Here is a 16,778-nt window from a genome sequence, read left to right on the forward strand (position 1 = left end):
GAAAGCCTTTCAGCCTTGAGGTTCAGCCCAGTGCGATCAGGCCGCCGGTGACGATGACGAGAATGACCAGGCTTGTGCCGGTGACCAGCACCATATGACGCCAGCCTAGCCGGGCCATGGCGCCAAGCGAGGTACCGAGCCCGAGCGCCGCGATGGCGATGAGCAGGCCCCAGCCCGAGATCGCGAGGAGCAGGTTGCGGACCGGGCCATAGAGTTCCGCCAGCGCCGGCTGCGCCGCCAGCACGCTGTTCACCAGGCACAGCACGAGGAACATGATGGCGAAGACGGGCACCGGCACCTTGGCCCTGGCGGAGAGGTCACCGGCACGCTGCGCCTCGTCGCGCAGAAGCCACCAGCCGACGATCAGGACGGCCGGCAGCAGCAGGAAGACGCGGAAGAGCTTTACGATGATCGCGGCATTGGAGGCCTCGACCGAAACCGACTGGCCGGCGCCGACCACCTGCGCGACATCGTGGATGGTGGCGCCGAGCATGATGCCGGTCTGCTCGGGAGACAGGCCCAACCAGACGCAGAGCAGCGGATAGGCCAGCATCGCCAGGGTCGAGAGCGCGTTCATAGCGATGACCGTGAAGGCGACGTCGGCGGCCTTGGTCTTGTAGTCCGGCACCACAGTCGCGGTCGCAAGCGCGGCGGAAGCACCGCAGACCGCCGTCGCGACGCCGCCGAGCGCGCCCATGCCGGTCTCGCGACCGAGCCAGCGGGCGAGCAGGAAGCCTGAAGCGATGGTCACAGCCATCGCGACGACCACCAGCAGCGCCGTGGTCAGCCCGAGGGCGACGATGTCGCCAAGCGCCACGCGCAGGCCGAGCAGCGCGATCGCCCAGCGCAGCAGCTTCTTGACGCAGAACACCATGCCTGCCTGGAAACGCGGCGCGTTGGCGACGGGATGGAGCAGCATGCCGATGATCAGGGCGATCACCACGGCCGGAATGCCGAAACGGCCCCCTGCAGCGGATCTAAGCAAGGGATCGGCAAGATAGGCCGCGAGTGCGACTGCGCCGGAGAGCAGGATGCCCGGCAGCAGCGGGCTGAGCGTGCCCGCCTTGCGGGATGCGGCAATGTTGGTCATGGCGCGATTTCGATGGTGAAGCGCAAGCGCGGTTCGGATCCGTAGAGCGGCGCAGAGAAGCTCTCGACGAACCTCCCGCCATTACGTTCGATGATGCGTCTCGACGCGTGGTTTTCGACATCGCAGGTGATGACGATCCGCGACAAGCCGATTTCGCGCGCCTCGTCGAGCATCGCTGCGAGTGCGGCCGTTGCATAGCCGTTGCCGGAGAAGGCAGGCAGGATGCTGTACCCGACATGGCCGAGGACATGCGGCGGCAGCGCCTCGACCGGTCGCCCCTCCGGCTCTTCGAGCCAGCGCAGGTTGATCGACCCGACGAAAGGCTCGTCGGATCTGTCCTGCGCGAAGATCCAGCGGGTGCGGCCCGGAATTTTGTCGACCTCGCTGCCGTCGTTCAGGCGGATGCGCCCGCCGCGGCCGAGCAGGTCGGCGATGAACGCATCCGGCTCCGCGGCGATGGCCGCGAGCTGCTCGGGCGCGACGTCACGCGTCGTGTTCGGCGACCAGCCGCCGCACAGCGCCGTTTCATAGGCGCCGAGCAGAAGCCGGTCCGGAACCCGCAAGGTCACGCGTGCCGCCATGCCGTGTCACATCCTCCCGTTGCCGGCCAGCTCCCGTCCGCGGGCGCCCGGCTCAGGCCGAGCGGTATAGCTTGGTCATCGAGAACTCGCGATGGCCCAGAGCCTCGGCTGCCGTGAGCCTGCCATTCGCAGTGCGCACGATGTTCTCGATCAGTGCGTCGCCGGCCTGCGGGATCGTCATGTCGCGGCGCAGGATGCCGGACACGTCGACGTCGATATGCTCCGGCATGGTGCGCATCGTCTTCGGGTTGCCGGTGATCTTGATGACCGGGACGATCGGGTTGCCGATAACGTTGCCCTGCCCGGTCGGGAAGGTGTGGACGACATAGCCGCCCGCCGCCATCAGGGTCACGCATTCGGCCGCGGCCGAGGAGGTGTCCATGTAGTAGAGGCCAGGCCCCTTGGACGGCGCTTCGGCCGGCTGCAGGATGTCGATGAACTTGCACTCGCGGCCGATCTTCTCGAGATTGCCGAGCGCCTTCTCTTCGATCGTGGTGAGGCCGCCGGCGATGTTGCCCTTGGTCGGCTGCGAATCCGAGAGATCGTCGGTCTTGTGGGCCTCGATCACGTCGTCCTGATAGGCCTTCCACATCTTGTACCAGCGCTCGCCGATCTCGGGCGTCGCGGCGCGGGCCTTGCAGAGATGCTCGGCGCCGGTGATCTCGGAGGTCTCGCCGAAGACGCCGTAGACGCCGCGCGGGATCCACTTGTCGTACATGTTGCCGACGGTCGGGCAGGAAGACAGGCCGGTGGTGGTGTCGGACTCACCGCATTTGGTCGAGACCCAAAGCTCCTCGATGCCGCACTTCTCACGCTGGAGCTCGGTCGCCCACTGAACGAATTCCTTGGCGACATAGGAGGCCTTCGCGATGGTGGCGATGTCGCCGTGGCCCTCGATGCCGAAGCCGACCACGGGCTTGCCGGTCTTGGCAATGCCGTCCACCACGCGCTTGGTCCAGCCATCCTCGATGCCGATGACGATGACGGCGGCGACGTTCGGGTTGGAGCCCGTGCCGATCAGGGTGCGGAAATGGACCTCCAGATCCTCGCCGAACTGCAGGCGACCATAGGCGTGCGGGATGGCGAGCGTGCCCTTGATGTTGTTGGCGACGGCCTCGCAGGCGGCATTGGAGAGATCGTCGAGCGGCAGCAACAGGACATGGTTGCGCACACCGACGCGGCCGTTCTCGCGGCGCCAGCCCAGGAAGGAATCGAGATCCTTGCCGCTCGGGCGGCGGATCGTCGGGGTCTTGAATTCGGGGGCCTCGATGCTGCGGCCGGCGACGGCGGCCATCTCACCCTTGGCGAGATCGAAGTTGGCGACGATGGACATGGCGTTTCCTCTGTTCCGTTGTGGCTCGACCTTTGGCGGGAGCCGTGGCGTTTGCGCAGCTTTACGAGTGAGTTAGAGGCGAATTCTCGCGCTACGAATCACCAGCGCTTCGTCTTGGCGTTGTGAATGTGCAGGTGCTCGCCCTGCTTCACGTCGGCCCGCGCCTCGCCGATGTCCTGACCGTACTTCCAGATCGTCTCGCCCTTCTTGATGTCCTTGAGCGCGACCTTGTGGCCGATCGGGATGTCCATCTTCGCCGTCAGGCGGAAATCGGAATTGTCGTGCGTCACCACGCAGAGCATGTCGGTGCCGGCTTTCAGGCCCTCGACGACGACGACGCCGACCGTGTCCTTCTTCTCGTGAACCAGGAGGTGGGGGTTGCTCATCGATGTCTCCTCACGAACGATTTTTCGTGGCGAGCGAGCCTAATCCAGACTCGACCGCCGCCTTTATTAGTCTTATATAAGACAGATGAGAGAGCACAAGCTCGAAGATGCATTACGGCTTAATTCGGCTTCAGGGGCTGAAATCCTCGGATTTCGGCCGCTTTACCGTCAGGTCAAAGAGAATTTCGTGCGCCGGCTCGTCGATGGCTCCTGGTCGCCCGGCATGGCCTTGCCGAGCGAGGGCCAACTCGCCAGCGAGATCGGGGTCAGCCAGGGCACCGTGCGCAAGGCGCTGGACGAGCTCGCTGCCGAGAACCTGTTGGTTCGTCGCCAAGGGCGCGGCACCTTCGTCGCGGAGCATGATGAACAACGCATCCTGTTCCAGTTCTTCAAGCTGGTGCGGGACGATGGTATTACCCACTTTCCCGACAGCACCGTTGTTCACGTCGAGATCGCCGGCGCCAGCGATGCCGAGTACGCGGCACTGGAGCTCAAGGCGGACGATCAGGTCATCCGTATCCGCAGGCTGAGGTCGCTCGGCGGCGCGCCGCTGATCCTGGAGACGATCAGCCTGCCGGAACGCGTCTTCCCCGGGCTCGCGGATGGGCCGGTCCCCAATAATCTCTACAGCCTGTTCGCACGCCGTTACGGCGTCACCATCGCCAATGCGCGCGAGAAGCTGAAGGCGGTCGTGCTCACCACCGAACAGGCGGATGTCCTGCAGGTCGCCGCAGGATCGCCCGCGCTCGAAATCGACCGCGTCGCGCTTTCATTGGACGGCTCGCCCGTCGAGCGGCGCCTCAGCCTGTGCCTGACAGAGGAGGTTCACTACCAGTCAGACCTGCGCTGAGCATTTCCGGTCCTGAACTTACCCACCAAAGCCGCCGAAGAGCGGCAGTTCACAACGACCAACGGAGGAAACGCATGAACATCACAAAACGGGCCGCCCTCGCCGGGCTGCTCTCGCTCGGGCTTGCCACGCCGAGCCTGGCGCAGACCTTCCCGACGAAACCGATCACGGTCATCGTCTCCTTCGCGGCCGGCGGACCGAGCGACGTCATCGCCCGCCTGCTCGGCGAGCAGATGAGCAAGACGCTCGGCCAGCCTGTCGTGGTCGAGAACATCGCTGGCGCCGGCGGGACGGCCGGCGCCAAGCGCCTCGTCGCAGCCGACCCCGACGGCCACACCATCCTGATCCACCATCTCGCGCTTGCCGCCGCCCCGGCGCTCTATGCCAATCTGGGCTACGACACCAAGGCGGCCTTCGCTCCCATCGGCCTCGTCAATACGGGGCCGATGGTCATCACCAGCAAGCTCGCGCTGCCGCCGACAGACGCGAAGTCGTTCTTTCCCTATGCAAAGGAGAACGCCGCGAAGCTGACCGTCGCCCATGCCGGCGTCGGCTCGAACTCGCATCTCTGCGCCGTGCTGATGTCCCAGCAGTTGGGCGCCAAGTTCTCGCAGGTCGCCTATCGTGGCACCGGCCCTGCGATGAACGACCTTGTCGGCGGGCAGATCGACATTCTCTGCGACCAGTCGACCTCGGCGATCCCCCAGATCCAGGGCAAGAAGATCCGCGCCTATGCGGTAACCTCGGCACAGCGCCTCGACGTGCTGCCCGAGACGCCGACGATGGCGGAAGCCGGCGCCAAGCTCGACATGACGATCTGGCACGGCCTTTATGCCCCCAAGGACACGCCGGTTGCCGTCCTGGACAAGCTGAACGGCGCGTTGCGCGTGGCGCTCAAGGACCCGGCAGTGATCGAGAAGTTCAAGGCCTTTGGCACCACCGCCTTCCCCGAAGCCGAATGGACCCGCGACGCCCATGCGAAGCTGTTCGCTGCGGAGATTGACAAATGGGCCGCCTCGCTGGCGGCCGCGGGCGTCAAGCCGCAAGGGTAACCACGCCCCTACGACACCGATCCGAACATCCTGTTCGGGTCGGTGTCGTAGGTTTTTGATTCTCACGTCAGCGATTACCGAAAACCGCATTCCACTTTTCGGGCCGATGCTCGCGCATGCGTTGCTCGCGTCCTGCAGCGACGCATGCTACCGCCTGCGCATGTCCAGCAACATCGTTCCGCTCGAAGCCTTCCTCACCCTGCCCGACCGGGCGCGGCTGCTCGGGCTCGACCTCGGCACGAAGACGATCGGCCTCGCCCTATCCGATGTCGAGCGGCAGATCGCGACGCCGCTGGAGACGATCAAACGGGTCAAGTTCGGGCAGGACGCCGCCGCGCTCCTCAAGGTCGCCGAAAAATACGAGATCGTCGGGCTGGTCATCGGCCTGCCGCTCAACATGGACGGCACGTCCGGGCCGCGCGTGCAGTCCACACGAGCCTTCGTGCGTAATCTCGCGCCGCTCACGGCGCTGCCGATCGTGTTCTGGGACGAACGCATGTCGACGCTGGCCGTGACGCGAACGCTGCTCTACGCCGATGCATCGCGGGCCAAGCGCGCCGCCGTCGTCGACAAGATGGCGGCCGCCTACATTCTCCAGGGCGCGCTGGACCGGCTGATGCGCCTTCCCCCGGATGAGGTCACGGAAGTCCCGACCAGCGCCTGAACGCAAAAGCGCCGCCACGGCGAGAGCCGGGCGGCGCGACGAGTTGTGCAGGGATTTCCAGCCTTGCTTCAGCGATAGTCGCGGAAGTCATATTGGGGCTGGTAGTAATAGCGGCGATAGACTGGAGCCGGCGCATAGACGGGCGCGGGCGCATAATAGCCATCGTAATAATAGGGATCGGCATATGCAGGGCGGCTCGCGGCGATCGCCGCCGCGCCCAGGATGCCGAGGCCCACACCAGCCGCGATCGCAGCACCGCGATTGCCGCGATAATAGCCGCCGCGGTAGCCCCTATAGCCGCGATACTGGGTGTATTCGGCCTGCGCCTTGTCGAGGCGAGCGGGGTCGAAGCTCTTGCCGGTTTCGCCGGCAAAGGCCGGCGCCACGAAGCCGGCCGAAACGACGCCCACCGAGGTGAGCGCGATAATCGCGGTCTTCCTGAGAGACATCATCGTTAAATCTCCTGTTTTGCCGGAATAGGCCGGCTTGAAGGTAGCTTCACACCCGCCGCTTGAATGGGCCATGAACCAATCGCGGCCGGATTGCGGCGGGTGCATTACCGCACCAATTCTACGCCATTGCCCGAATGCATCCGCCATGAAAGGAGTGGATCATGGGTCCTCCCGGACCTTCGACGGCGGCATTGACTTACCAACGGTCAAGCGAAAGTTTTGTTCCATTTGGTCCAGTGGTTCCTGGGAGCAATGCGACCGCCATCAAGACGGGAGCCACTCGTCCAATTCTCAATTGTTTCGCGGATGCCATGCTCGCCAGCCTGATCGCCGTCTTCCTCGTCATCGCGACCGGCTGGGCCCTCAAGGTCCGCGGCATCGTCTCGCCTACACATTGGCTTGGCGTCGAGCGCCTGACCTACCAGGTGCTGTTCCCGGCCGTCGTCATCCACACCCTTGCAGTGGCCGATCTCAGCCGGCTGCCGGTGCTGGCGATGGGAGCGAGCCTCGTGATCTCGATCCTGGTCGTCGCCTCGCTCCTGCTGGCGAGCCGCCCACTGCTGGCGCGGGCCGGCGTGGGGGGCCCCGCCTTCACCTCGATCTTCCAGGGCTCGGTCCGGTGGAACACCTTCGTAGCCCTGGCGATGGCCGCCGGGCTGAACGGGCGCGACGGCACGACGCTCATGGCGATCGCTGTCGCGGCGATGATACCGCTGCTCAACGTGATGTGCGTGCTGGTGCTGGCGCGTTACGCCAATGGCCGGCCGATGGGGGCCGCCGCCACGATAAAGTCGATCGCGTTCAACCCCTTCATCTGGTCGTCCGCGCTCGGTCTCATCCTCAACCAGTTCCAGGCCTACCTGCCGGCTGCGATCACGACCTATGTCGACATCATGGGCCGGGCTGCGCTGGGCGTCGGCCTGCTCGTGGTCGGAGCAAGCCTCGACCTGCGCAGCCTCGCCCGGCCGCGCCTCGCCCATTGCGTCGCGATCGTGCTCAAGCTCGTTGTCATGCCGGTGCTGGCCTGGACGATCGCTCGCCAATTCGGCGTATCCGGCCCGGCCCTGACCATGACCGTCGTCGCTGCCGCGGTCCCGACCGCGACCGCAGCCTATTTCCTGGCACGTGATCTCGGCGGCGACGCACCGCTGATGGCCGAGATCACCACGCTGCAGACACTGCTCGCCCTGGCGACCCTGCCGCTCGCCGTGCTTTTCCTTATTTGACATCTATCGGGACGCTTGAGATTTCAGACCCGTACACGTTATGATTGCAGTTGAGCATCTCTCTCAGGAGCGGCCTGAGTCGAGAGCACGACAAGAGGGCTAAGCCCAAGGGCTCAAGGATCCGTCGGGGATGACGCCAAAGCAACGCAATCAGCACCCCTCGCCCGCCGAAGGGAGCTCGGCCCATGGCGCAATGGAGCCCCAGGCCCGCAGCAGGAGAGGCGCGGCGAACCGTCGCCGCCCGATCGGCAGCCCGCCCGTACTGCAGCGCGACCTGGCCGTTTATATCGAGGGCTTGACGGCCGAGATGCGGACCATGGCGCATGCAGCCGATCTCAACAGCCTCGCCTATTTTCTCGAGATGGCGCGGCTGGAAGCGTCGATTCAGGCGCAACGCCTTGCGCGCTCCGCAGGGGAATAAGAGCGAAAGCTGACGCAGCGCGCGGTAACGCCTGCCGCTCCTCGCTCTAGCTATTTGTCTTGACGCATTTTCTTCACGCGAACCGGTACCCGCTTTGCTCGAAGATGCTCTAGGCGAGGCTGACTTCGCCTCCCGGATGACGCCGCACGACGCCGTCGAGTTCGAGTTCGAGCAAGGTCCGGCTGATCTCGCGGGCCGGGTAGCCACCGGCGCGCACGATGTCGTCGACCGTGACCGGCGCGGTGCCGAGAAGCTGCAGCACGGACTGCCGCAGGTCGATGCCCTCGCCATTGCTCGAAGGCGCGTCCGGGTTGCCGATCAGCCCTGAAGCCGGCGCCGGAGGGGCGGGCTCGATGCCCGGCAGTTCGAGTTCGTCCCAGAGCGCCTGCTCCCGTGGCTCTCCAGCCCCATCCCACAGCCCCTGCGGCACCTCTCCAAACCCCCTGCCGTCATCGAGCAGTGGCGTCAGCGCCTCGATGACATGGGAAGCCTCGGCGCAGAGCGTGGCGCCTTCCCGGATCAGATGATTGCCACCCTCGGCGCGCGGATCGAGCGGCGAACCCGGCACGGCGAAGACGATACGACCCTGCTCATTGGCAAAGCGCGCCGTGATCAGGGAGCCGGATTTGCGCGCCGCCTCGACCACGACCGTGCCGAGAGACAGACCCGATACAAGCCGGTTGCGCCGCGGAAAATCCCGTCCTCTCGGGGCCAGCCCGAGCGGCATCTCGCTGATCGCGGCACCCTCCTCCAGCAGACGCTGCAGCAGCGGCAGGTTCTGCGGCGGATAGACGTGCTCCAGCCCGCCTGCGAGCACCGCGACGGTGCCGGTGGCGAGGCTCGCCTCATGCGCCGCCGTATCGATGCCACGCGCCAGGCCCGAAACCACGACGAAGCCGGCCTCCCCCAGTTCGCGCGCGAGCCGTGCGGTGAATTTGAGCCCCACGGCCGAAGCGTTGCGTGAGCCAACCACGGCCACGCCGGGCCGCAGCAGCGCCTCGGGTCGTCCGAGCACGGACAGGAGCGGTGGCGCGCTGTCGATCGCCTGCAGCGGCCGGGGATAGCCGGCTTCCCCCAGCGCGATCAGGCGGGCGCCGCGCCGGTGCAGGCCTTCGAATTCGCGCTCGGCCTCGGCCGTCGTGCAGATGCGGATGTCGCGGCCCGCCTGCCGGGCGAGACCGGGCAAGGCCTCGAGCGCGGCCGCCGCGCCGCCGAAACGGTTCATCAGGGAGCGGAAGGTGCGCGGCCCGATGCTTTCGCTGCGGATCAGGCGGAGCCAATCGAGGCGCTGGCGATCGGTGAGGACGATGCCAGCCATCTTCGGTCAGCCCTTCTGGCCTATCTTGCCCTCGCTGCCCGCGAGCAGCCGGGCGATGTTCGTCCGGTGCATGAACCAGAGCAGGACGGCCAGCACAGCCATGAGGAGCGCCGCCTGTCGGTTGCCGGTCACGACCCAGAGGACAAGGGGGGTAAGCAGGCTCGCGACGAGAGCCGACAGCGAGGAGTATTTCGAAAGCTTGGCGACGGACAGCCAAATCGCGGCGAAGGCGAACGCCACCGGCCAGGCGAGGCCGATCAGGATGCCGAGATAGGTCGCGACGCCCTTGCCGCCCTTGAAGCCGACCCAGACCGGGAAGAGATGGCCGAGAAAGGCGGCGAGCCCGGCCGCGAGCGCAGCCTGCGGGCCGCCGAGGAAATGAAGGCCGATCAGGACCGCCGCCGTCCCCTTCAGCATGTCGCCGAGCAGGGTCAGCGCCGCCAGCTTCTTGTTGCCGGTGCGCAGGACATTGGTCGCGCCGATATTGCCCGAACCGATGCTGCGCAGGTCCGGCCCGCCGCTCAGCTTGGTCAGGATCACGCCGAAAGGGATCGAGCCGAGCAGATAGCCGAGGGCGAGCGCGATCAGCGTGGCGGAGCCCGACAGGCTCCAGTTCAGCGTCTCAGCCATCCAGCCCTCTCGCCCCTACTCGGCCGCCACGATAGAATCTGTATCGACGATTAGAACGCGCCACGCCATCCCGGACAAGCCACCTCAACGAGGACGCGCACTGGTTCCGGAACCTTGTCGTTCAGACTTCGGCCTCATGGACCACGCTGCCGCCGACGAGCGTCGCCATGACGATGCCTTCGAGCCGCGCCTCGTCGAAGGGCGAGTTCTTGGCGCGCGACTTCAGCTTCGCCTTGTCGACGACATAGGGCGCGTCGAGGTCGAGCAGCATCAGGTCGGCCGGGGCCCCGGCAGCAAGCCGGCCGCAGCCGAGGCCGAGCAGGTCGGCCGGTCGGGTGGAGAGGGCCGCGAGCAGACCGGGCAACGCGATCTGGCCAGCCTGCACCATGCGCAGCGAAGCCGACAGCAAGGTCTCGATGCCCAGCGCCCCGTCCGCCGCCTCGGCGAAGGGCTGGCGCTTGGTCTCGACGTCCTGCGGATCGTGATCGGAGACGACGACGTCGATGATGCCTTCCGCCAACGCCTCGACCAGGGCGAGCCGCTCCTGCTCGTCGCGCAGCGGCGGCGAGACCTTGCAGAAGGTGCGGTAGTCGCCGACGTCGTTCTCGTTGAGTGTGAGGTTGTTGATCGACGCGCCGCAGGTGACGCGCAAACCGTCCGCCTTGGCGCGTCGCACCAGTTCGGCCGATTCGGCGCAGGAGATCATCGCGGCGTGGTAGCGCCCGCCCGTCGCCCGGGCGAGGCGGATGTCGCGCTCGAGCATCAGCGTCTCCGCCTCGCGCGGAATACCGGGCAGGCCCTTGCGGCTGGCGAACTCTCCCTCATTCATCACGCCGGAGCCGCGCAGGTCGGGATCCTCGACATGGTTCATGATCAGCGCATCGAAATCGCGCGCATAGATCATCGCCCGGCGCATGATCTGCGGATTGCGCAGGGCCTTGGCGCCGTCCCCGAACGCGACCGCACCGGCTTCCAGCAACAGACCGAATTCGGTGATCTCCTTGCCGAGCAGCCCCTTGGTCAGGGCGGCGCAGGGCAGGACGTTGACGATCGCCTTGTCGCGGGCGCGACGCCGGATGAAGTCGATGATCGCGGGATCGTCGATCGGCGGGTCGGTATCGGGGCGGCAGACGATGGTGGTGACGCCACCCGCAGCCGCGGCTTGCGAGCCGGTGCCCAGCGTCTCGCGGAACTCGGCGCCCGGCTCGCCGAGGAAGGCACGCATGTCGACGAGACCCGGCGCGACGACGAGCCCGCGCGCATCGATGCGGCGGACGCTCTCGGCTGTCGCCGGCGCCGCTCCGCCCCACTGGACCGAGGCGATGCTTCCCTCGCGCAAAAGCACGGCGCCCGGCCCCTCCCGCCCGGTGGCGGGATCGACGAGGCGCGCATTGACGATCGCGATGTCCTGAAGCTCAGTCATGCCCGGTTTCCGTTACGCCTTCGCCTCAGCCGTTCGGCAGGTGCTGCGCCAGCGCGTCGAGCACCGCCATCCGGACCGCGACACCCATCTCGACCTGCTCGCGGATCAGCGACTGTGCGCCGTCGGCCACCTCGGACGAAATCTCGACGCCGCGATTCATCGGCCCGGGATGCATCACCAGCGCGTCCGGCTGGGCGACGTCCAGCTTGTCACGATCGAGCCCCCAGTAGCGGAAATACTCCTTGGGCGACGGCACGAAGGCGCCGTGCATACGCTCGAACTGGAGGCGCAGCATCATGACGATGTCGGCGCCCTCGAGGCCCTTCTTCATGTCGGTGAAGACCTCGACGCCCATGCGTTCGATGCCGGCGGGCAGCAGCGTCGAAGGCGCGATCAGCCGCACCTTCGCGCCGAGCGCGTTGAGCAGGATGATGTTCGAGCGGGCGACGCGCGAATGCAGGATGTCGCCGCAGATCGCGACGGTGAGCCCCGCGATGCGGCCCTTGTTGCGGCGGATCGTGAGTGCGTCGAGCAGCGCCTGGGTCGGGTGCTCATGGGCGCCGTCGCCGGCATTCACCACCGAGCAGTCGACTTTCCGGGCGAGCAGATTGACCGCGCCGGCGGCGTGATGGCGCACGACGATGATGTCGGGGCGCATCGCGTTCAGCGTCGCGGCGGTATCAATCAGCGTCTCGCCCTTCTTCACCGAAGACGAGGCGACCGACATGTTCATCACGTCGGCGCCGAGGCGCTTGCCGGCGAGCTCGAAGGAGGCCTGCGTGCGCGTTGAGGGCTCGAAGAACAGGTTGATCTGGGTGCGGCCGCGCAGCGTCGCGGTCTTTTTCTCGACCTGGCGGGACAGCGCGACATAGGCGTCCGCCCTGTCCAGCAGCGCCTCGATGTCCAAATGGGAGAGCCCCTCGATGCCGAGGAGATGCCGGTGCGGATAGAGCGGTGCTGGCGATGTCATTTGAAGAGGGGTGTTTAGGCGCGACTCGGGCGCGGCGCAAGCGGCTCAACGCCGTTGTCACCATGCGGCTGCGCCGGATGGCGGATTGCGCGAAACGGCGCTACCTCTGAGGCGAGCGGCGCGGCCGCCCGACCCCGTCGCGAGGAGCCTGCCTTGACCACCGATGCCTTCGTCCCGGCCGCCCACGGCACCCTCTGGAACACGGTCACGCCGGCAGAAGCCGGCTTCGATGCCACCAAGCTCGACAGCGCCGTCGCCTTCGCCGGGGACCATGAAAGCCCGTGGCCGCGCAGCCTGTTCTACCCGGACGGCCGCTATGTCGGGAATGTCGAGTGGAACGAGAGCGGCCCCTGGAGTGAGATCGTGGGGCCGGTGCGCGAACGCGGTGGCCCGGCCGGGCTGGTGCTCAAGGGCGGAAGGATCGTCGCCGAATGGGGCGATACCGACCGCACCGACATGACCTTCTCGATCGCCAAGAGCTATCTCGCGGTGCTGGCCGGCGTCGCCTTCCAGGACGGGCTGATCCCCGATCTCGACGAGCCCGTCGGCAAGACGGTCGCCGGACCTTTCTTCGAGAGCGCCCATAACGCGCAGATCACCTGGCGCCACCTGCTCCAGCAGTCGAGCGAGTGGCAAGGCGAGATCTTCGAGAAATCCGACCAGGTCGATCACAACCGCCAGATCGGCCCCGGCGCCGACAACAGCCGCAAGGGCCAGCGGCGGGACATGCACACGCCCGGCAGCTTCTACGAATACAACGACGTCCGCGTGAATCTGCTCGGCTACTGCCTGCTCCAACGCTTCCGCCGCCCGCTGCCGGAGGTGCTGCGCGAACGGATCATGGACCCGATCGGCGCTTCGCCGGACTGGCAGTGGCAGGGCTACGAGAACTCCCATGTCGAGATCGACGGCAAGCGCATGCAGTCTGTGCCCGGCGGCGGGCACTGGGGCGGCGGGCTGTTCATCGGCGCGCGCGATCATGCCCGCTTCGGCCTGCTGATCGGCCGCAAGGGCGAGTGGGGCGGTCGCTCGCTGCTCTCCGCCGACTGGATCGCGCAGATGGTGACGCCTTCGCCCACGCTCGGCAATTACGGCTATCTCTGGTGGCTGAACCGCGCGCCCTCGGCGAAGCCCGGCGTATCGGCAAACGCTTTTTGGGCACTGGGCGCCGGCACCAACGCGATCCTCGTCGACCCGGAGCACGATCTCGTCGCGGTGCTGCGCTGGATTAACGGCGCGTCCTATGACGGCTTTCTGGCAAAGCTGTATGAGGCGCTTTGCTGAGCGTGTCTCGTATCATTCCCGTGCCGTCATTCCCGGCCTCCGCTTTGCGGCTTGTCCGGAATGACGGCGCGGGAATGACATGCAGTCGAGGAAACGTTGGCACCGTTCGACTCTGTCTCGGTCGAGGGCGATGTAATTCGCCATTCGACACGAGACGGGCCCCGCCCGGCTTGACGCGCTACCTTGCCCTGCGGTGCCCGCCTTCCTATTTCAGGCCACGTCCGAGGGATTGTGGCCAAAAGGCCGCCGCCTGCCGCGAAAGCGCAATCGGGGTTTGACACGGCCTGCGGGCTGAACCACTTTCGCGCGCAATTCCGAACCGCCGGGTCTTTTCCGGTCGCGGAGCCGACCCTCGCGGCCGGTTCCGCGCTCTGCTGAGGCTATTACCGAGACACCGCACCATGAAGCTCCTCGTCGTCGAGTCGCCGGCCAAGGCCAAGACGATCAACAAATATCTCGGCTCCGACTACGAGGTCGTGGCGTCGTTCGGCCATATCCGCGACCTGCCGGCAAAGGACGGCTCGGTCGACCCCGAGCACGACTTCGCGATGAAGTGGGAGATCGAGGGGCGCGGCGCCAAGCAGGTCTCCGAGATCGTCAAGGCGCTGAAGGGCGCAGACAAGCTGATCCTCGCGACCGACCCCGACCGCGAGGGCGAGGCAATTTCCTGGCACGTGCTGGAGGCGCTCAACGCCAAGAAGGCGCTTAAGGGCATTCCGGTCGAGCGCGTCACCTTCAACGCGGTCACCAAGGACGCGGTGCAGAAGGCGCTGGCCAACCCGCGCAATGTCGACCAGGCGCTGGTCGACGCTTATCTCGCCCGCCGCGCGCTCGACTATCTCGTCGGCTTCACGCTCTCGCCGGTGCTCTGGCGCAAGCTGCCGGGCGCTCGCTCGGCCGGCCGCGTGCAGTCAGTCGCCCTGCGCATCGTCTGCGACCGCGAACGCGAGATCGAGGCCTTCCGGGCCCGTGAATACTGGTCGCTCGTCGCGACGCTGGCCACCGCCGCAGGCGGCGTCTTCGACGCGCGCCTCGTCGGCGCAGACGGCAAGAAGATCACCCGGCTCGACATCGGCACCGGCGACGAGGCGAAGGCTTTCAAGGAGGCGCTGGAGAGCGCCGCCTTCAGCGTGGCGAGCGTCGAGGCCAAGCCGGTCAAGCGCCACCCCTACCCGCCCTTCCAGACCTCCACGCTGCAACAGGAGGCCTCTCGCAAGCTCGGCCTCGCCCCGGCACGCACGATGCAACTGGCGCAGCGACTCTATGAGGGCGTAGACATCGGCGGCGAGACGGTCGGTCTCATTACCTATATGCGTACCGACGGCGTCGACATGGACGGCTCGGCGATCGCCGCCGCCCGCAGCGTCATCGGCAAGGAGTTCGGCGAGAACTACGTCCCCGGCGTTCCGCGCAAGTACACCGTCAAGGCGAAGAACGCGCAGGAGGCCCACGAGGCGATCCGCCCGACAGATCTCGGCCGCCTGCCGTCCATGGTCGCACGCCATCTCGAGCCCGAGCAGGCCCGGCTCTACGAGCTGATCTGGAAGCGCACCATCGCGAGCCAGATGGAATCGGCGTCGCTCGAACGCACCACGGTCGACATCGCGGCCAAGGTCGGCGGACGCAATCTCGAGCTGCGCGCCACCGGGCAGGTCACACTCTTCGACGGCTTCCTGACGCTCTATCAGGAAAGCCGCGACGACGAGGACGACGAGGATTCCAAGAAGCTGCCGGCGATGAAGGACGGCGATCCGCTCGAGAAGCGTGCGATCGCCGCCGACCAGCACTTCACCGAGCCGCCGCCGCGCTATTCGGAAGCCAGCCTCGTCAAGCGCATGGAAGAGCTCGGCATCGGGCGGCCCTCGACCTATGCCGCGACGCTCTCGACGCTGCGCGACCGCGAATATGTCCGCATCGAGAAGAAGCGCCTCGTGCCCGAGGACAAGGGCATGCTGGTGACAGCGTTCCTGGAGAGCTTCTTCAAGCGCTATGTCGAGTTCGACTTCACGGCCAACCTGGAGGAAAAGCTCGACCAGGTCTCGAATGCCGAGATCGACTGGAAGGTGCTGCTGCGCGAATTCTGGGAGGAGTTCACCAGGTCGATCGGCGACACCAAGGAGCTGCGCGTCACCGAGGTGCTGGAGGCACTGAACGGCGTGCTCGGCGCCCATGTCTTCCCGCAGCGGGACGACGGTGGCGATCCGCGCTCCTGCCAGGTCTGCGGCACCGGCACGCTGTCGCTGAAGCTCGGCAAGTTCGGCGCCTTCGTCGGCTGCTCGAACTATCCCGAATGCCGCTATACGCGTCCCCTCACCGTCCAGGCGGCCGATGGCGAGGCGACCGCCGAGGGCGGCCAGGGTGCACCGGGCGTGCGCATTCTCGGCAAGGACCCGGTGACGGAAGCTGAGGTCACGATCCGCGACGGCCGCTTCGGGCCCTATATCCAGCTCGGCGAGGGCGAGAAGCCGAAGCGCTCCAGCCTGCCCAAGGGCATGAGCCCGGCCAGCGTCGATCTGGAGAAGGCGCTTGCCTTGCTCTCCCTGCCCAAGGAGGTCGCGAAGCATCCCGAGAGCGGGGAGCCGATCCTGGCCGGCATCGGCCGCTACGGGCCTTACGTCCAGCACGGCAAGACCTACGCCAATATCGACAAGGACGACGACATCCTGCAGATCGGCGGCAATCGCGCCATCGACCTGATCGTCGCCAAGGAAAGCGGCGGCGGTGGTGGGCGCTTCGGGCGCGGCGCGGCCGTGCCAGGCCGCGAGATCGGCGAGCATCCGGGCGGCGGCAAGCTCGTCGTCCGAGCCGGCAAGTATGGCCCCTATGTCAACTGGGGCAAGGTCAACGCCACCCTGCCCAAGTCGATAACGCAGGAGGCGATCACGCTCGAGCAGGCGGTCGAGCTGGTCAACGCCAAGGCGGAGACGAGCGGCACGAAGGGACCCGGAAAGGCCAAGGCGGCGAGCGCCGCGAAGAAGCCTGCCGCCAAGAAGGTCGCGGCCAAGAAGCCGGCGACCGGTGCCGCCACGACCAAGCACAAGGCGGCCTCGAAAGCGGCGGCAAAGGAGAAGCAGGCGAAGACGGTCTGAATCTGCTAT

At 66.6% G+C, this 16,778-nt stretch carries 16 protein-coding genes; 7 read left to right on the forward strand and 9 right to left on the reverse strand.

What is annotated here, in order from left to right; genetic code table 11:
- Positions 1 to 22: 22 nt before the first annotated feature.
- The 4 genes from ASE63_RS05490 to ASE63_RS05505 all read right to left on the reverse strand — a co-directional run bounded on the left by ASE63_RS05490 (position 23) and on the right by ASE63_RS05505 (position 3,390).
- Entirely contained in the window at positions 23 to 1,090 is a 1,068-nt protein-coding gene (locus ASE63_RS05490) for a putative sulfate exporter family transporter (protein ID WP_056797780.1), read from the reverse strand.
- Entirely contained in the window at positions 1,087 to 1,671 is a 585-nt protein-coding gene (locus tag ASE63_RS05495; RefSeq protein WP_056797782.1) for a GNAT family N-acetyltransferase, read from the reverse strand. Before ASE63_RS05495 ends, ASE63_RS05490 begins: the two co-directional genes overlap by 4 nt.
- Positions 1,672 to 1,723: 52 nt before the next feature.
- Positions 1,724 to 3,004, reverse strand: coding sequence for a UxaA family hydrolase (locus tag ASE63_RS05500; protein WP_244491291.1), 1,281 nt, complete (start codon positions 3,002 to 3,004; stop codon positions 1,724 to 1,726).
- Positions 3,005 to 3,102: 98 nt separating this feature from the next.
- On the reverse strand, positions 3,103 to 3,390 hold the full coding sequence (locus ASE63_RS05505; RefSeq protein WP_056797785.1) for a UxaA family hydrolase: 288 nt from the start codon (positions 3,388 to 3,390) through the stop codon (positions 3,103 to 3,105).
- A gap of 85 nt (positions 3,391 to 3,475) precedes the next feature.
- Between ASE63_RS05505 and ASE63_RS05510 the strand changes: the two genes are divergently transcribed.
- The 3 genes from ASE63_RS05510 to ruvX all read left to right on the forward strand — a co-directional run bounded on the left by ASE63_RS05510 (position 3,476) and on the right by ruvX (position 5,956).
- Entirely contained in the window at positions 3,476 to 4,240 is a 765-nt protein-coding gene (locus ASE63_RS05510) for a GntR family transcriptional regulator (RefSeq protein WP_056797788.1), read from the forward strand.
- Positions 4,241 to 4,314: 74 nt separating this feature from the next.
- Positions 4,315 to 5,292, forward strand: coding sequence for a tripartite tricarboxylate transporter substrate-binding protein (locus tag ASE63_RS05515; RefSeq protein WP_056797791.1), 978 nt, complete (start codon positions 4,315 to 4,317; stop codon positions 5,290 to 5,292).
- A gap of 160 nt (positions 5,293 to 5,452) precedes the next feature.
- Positions 5,453 to 5,956, forward strand: coding sequence for a Holliday junction resolvase RuvX (gene ruvX / locus ASE63_RS05520; protein ID WP_056798083.1), 504 nt, complete (start codon positions 5,453 to 5,455; stop codon positions 5,954 to 5,956).
- Between the two features lie 68 nt (positions 5,957 to 6,024).
- Here ruvX and ASE63_RS05525 read toward each other — a convergent pair whose 3' ends face one another.
- Entirely contained in the window at positions 6,025 to 6,408 is a 384-nt protein-coding gene (locus ASE63_RS05525; RefSeq protein WP_056797793.1) for a hypothetical protein, read from the reverse strand.
- 311 nt (positions 6,409 to 6,719) lie between these two features.
- On the opposite strand from ASE63_RS05525, the gene ASE63_RS05530 reads away from it, so the two are divergent.
- A complete protein-coding gene (locus ASE63_RS05530) occupies positions 6,720 to 7,634 on the forward strand; it encodes an AEC family transporter (protein WP_056797796.1) in 915 nt (304 codons plus the stop codon).
- Positions 7,635 to 7,764: 130 nt separating this feature from the next.
- The gene (locus ASE63_RS05535; protein ID WP_156410208.1) at positions 7,765 to 8,055 is read left to right on the forward strand and encodes a hypothetical protein; all 291 of its coding nucleotides are present in this window, start codon (positions 7,765 to 7,767) and stop codon (positions 8,053 to 8,055) included.
- A gap of 109 nt (positions 8,056 to 8,164) precedes the next feature.
- On the opposite strand, the gene dprA is transcribed toward ASE63_RS05535, so the two are convergent.
- From dprA to ASE63_RS05555, 4 genes are all read right to left on the reverse strand, one after another.
- Complete coding sequence (gene dprA, locus ASE63_RS05540; protein WP_056798087.1) at positions 8,165 to 9,364, reverse strand: DNA-processing protein DprA; 1,200 nt, start codon at positions 9,362 to 9,364, stop codon at positions 8,165 to 8,167.
- A 15-nt stretch (positions 9,365 to 9,379) separates the two neighbouring features.
- A complete protein-coding gene (plsY, locus tag ASE63_RS05545; protein ID WP_056797802.1) occupies positions 9,380 to 10,003 on the reverse strand; it encodes a glycerol-3-phosphate 1-O-acyltransferase PlsY in 624 nt (207 codons plus the stop codon).
- Positions 10,004 to 10,124: 121 nt separating this feature from the next.
- Positions 10,125 to 11,426, reverse strand: a complete 1,302-nt coding sequence (pyrC, locus tag ASE63_RS05550; protein WP_056797805.1) for a dihydroorotase — start codon at positions 11,424 to 11,426, stop codon at positions 10,125 to 10,127.
- Between the two features lie 25 nt (positions 11,427 to 11,451).
- Positions 11,452 to 12,396 carry an aspartate carbamoyltransferase catalytic subunit gene (locus tag ASE63_RS05555; protein WP_056797808.1) on the reverse strand — a complete coding sequence of 315 codons (945 nt, stop codon included), beginning with the start codon at positions 12,394 to 12,396 and terminating at the stop codon, positions 11,452 to 11,454.
- A gap of 153 nt (positions 12,397 to 12,549) precedes the next feature.
- Here ASE63_RS05555 and ASE63_RS05560 point away from each other — a divergent pair, with 153 nt between their 5' ends.
- Together ASE63_RS05560 and topA are read left to right on the forward strand one after the other, a co-directional pair.
- On the forward strand, positions 12,550 to 13,680 hold the full coding sequence (locus ASE63_RS05560) for a serine hydrolase (RefSeq protein ID WP_056797812.1): 1,131 nt from the start codon (positions 12,550 to 12,552) through the stop codon (positions 13,678 to 13,680).
- Between the two features lie 401 nt (positions 13,681 to 14,081).
- On the forward strand, positions 14,082 to 16,769 hold the full coding sequence (topA, locus tag ASE63_RS05565) for a type I DNA topoisomerase (RefSeq protein ID WP_056797815.1): 2,688 nt from the start codon (positions 14,082 to 14,084) through the stop codon (positions 16,767 to 16,769).
- Positions 16,770 to 16,778: the final 9 nt, after the last annotated feature.

Origin of the sequence: Allobosea sp. Root381, assembly GCF_001429395.1 — a bacterium.
GTDB lineage: Bacteria > Pseudomonadota > Alphaproteobacteria > Rhizobiales > Beijerinckiaceae > Allobosea.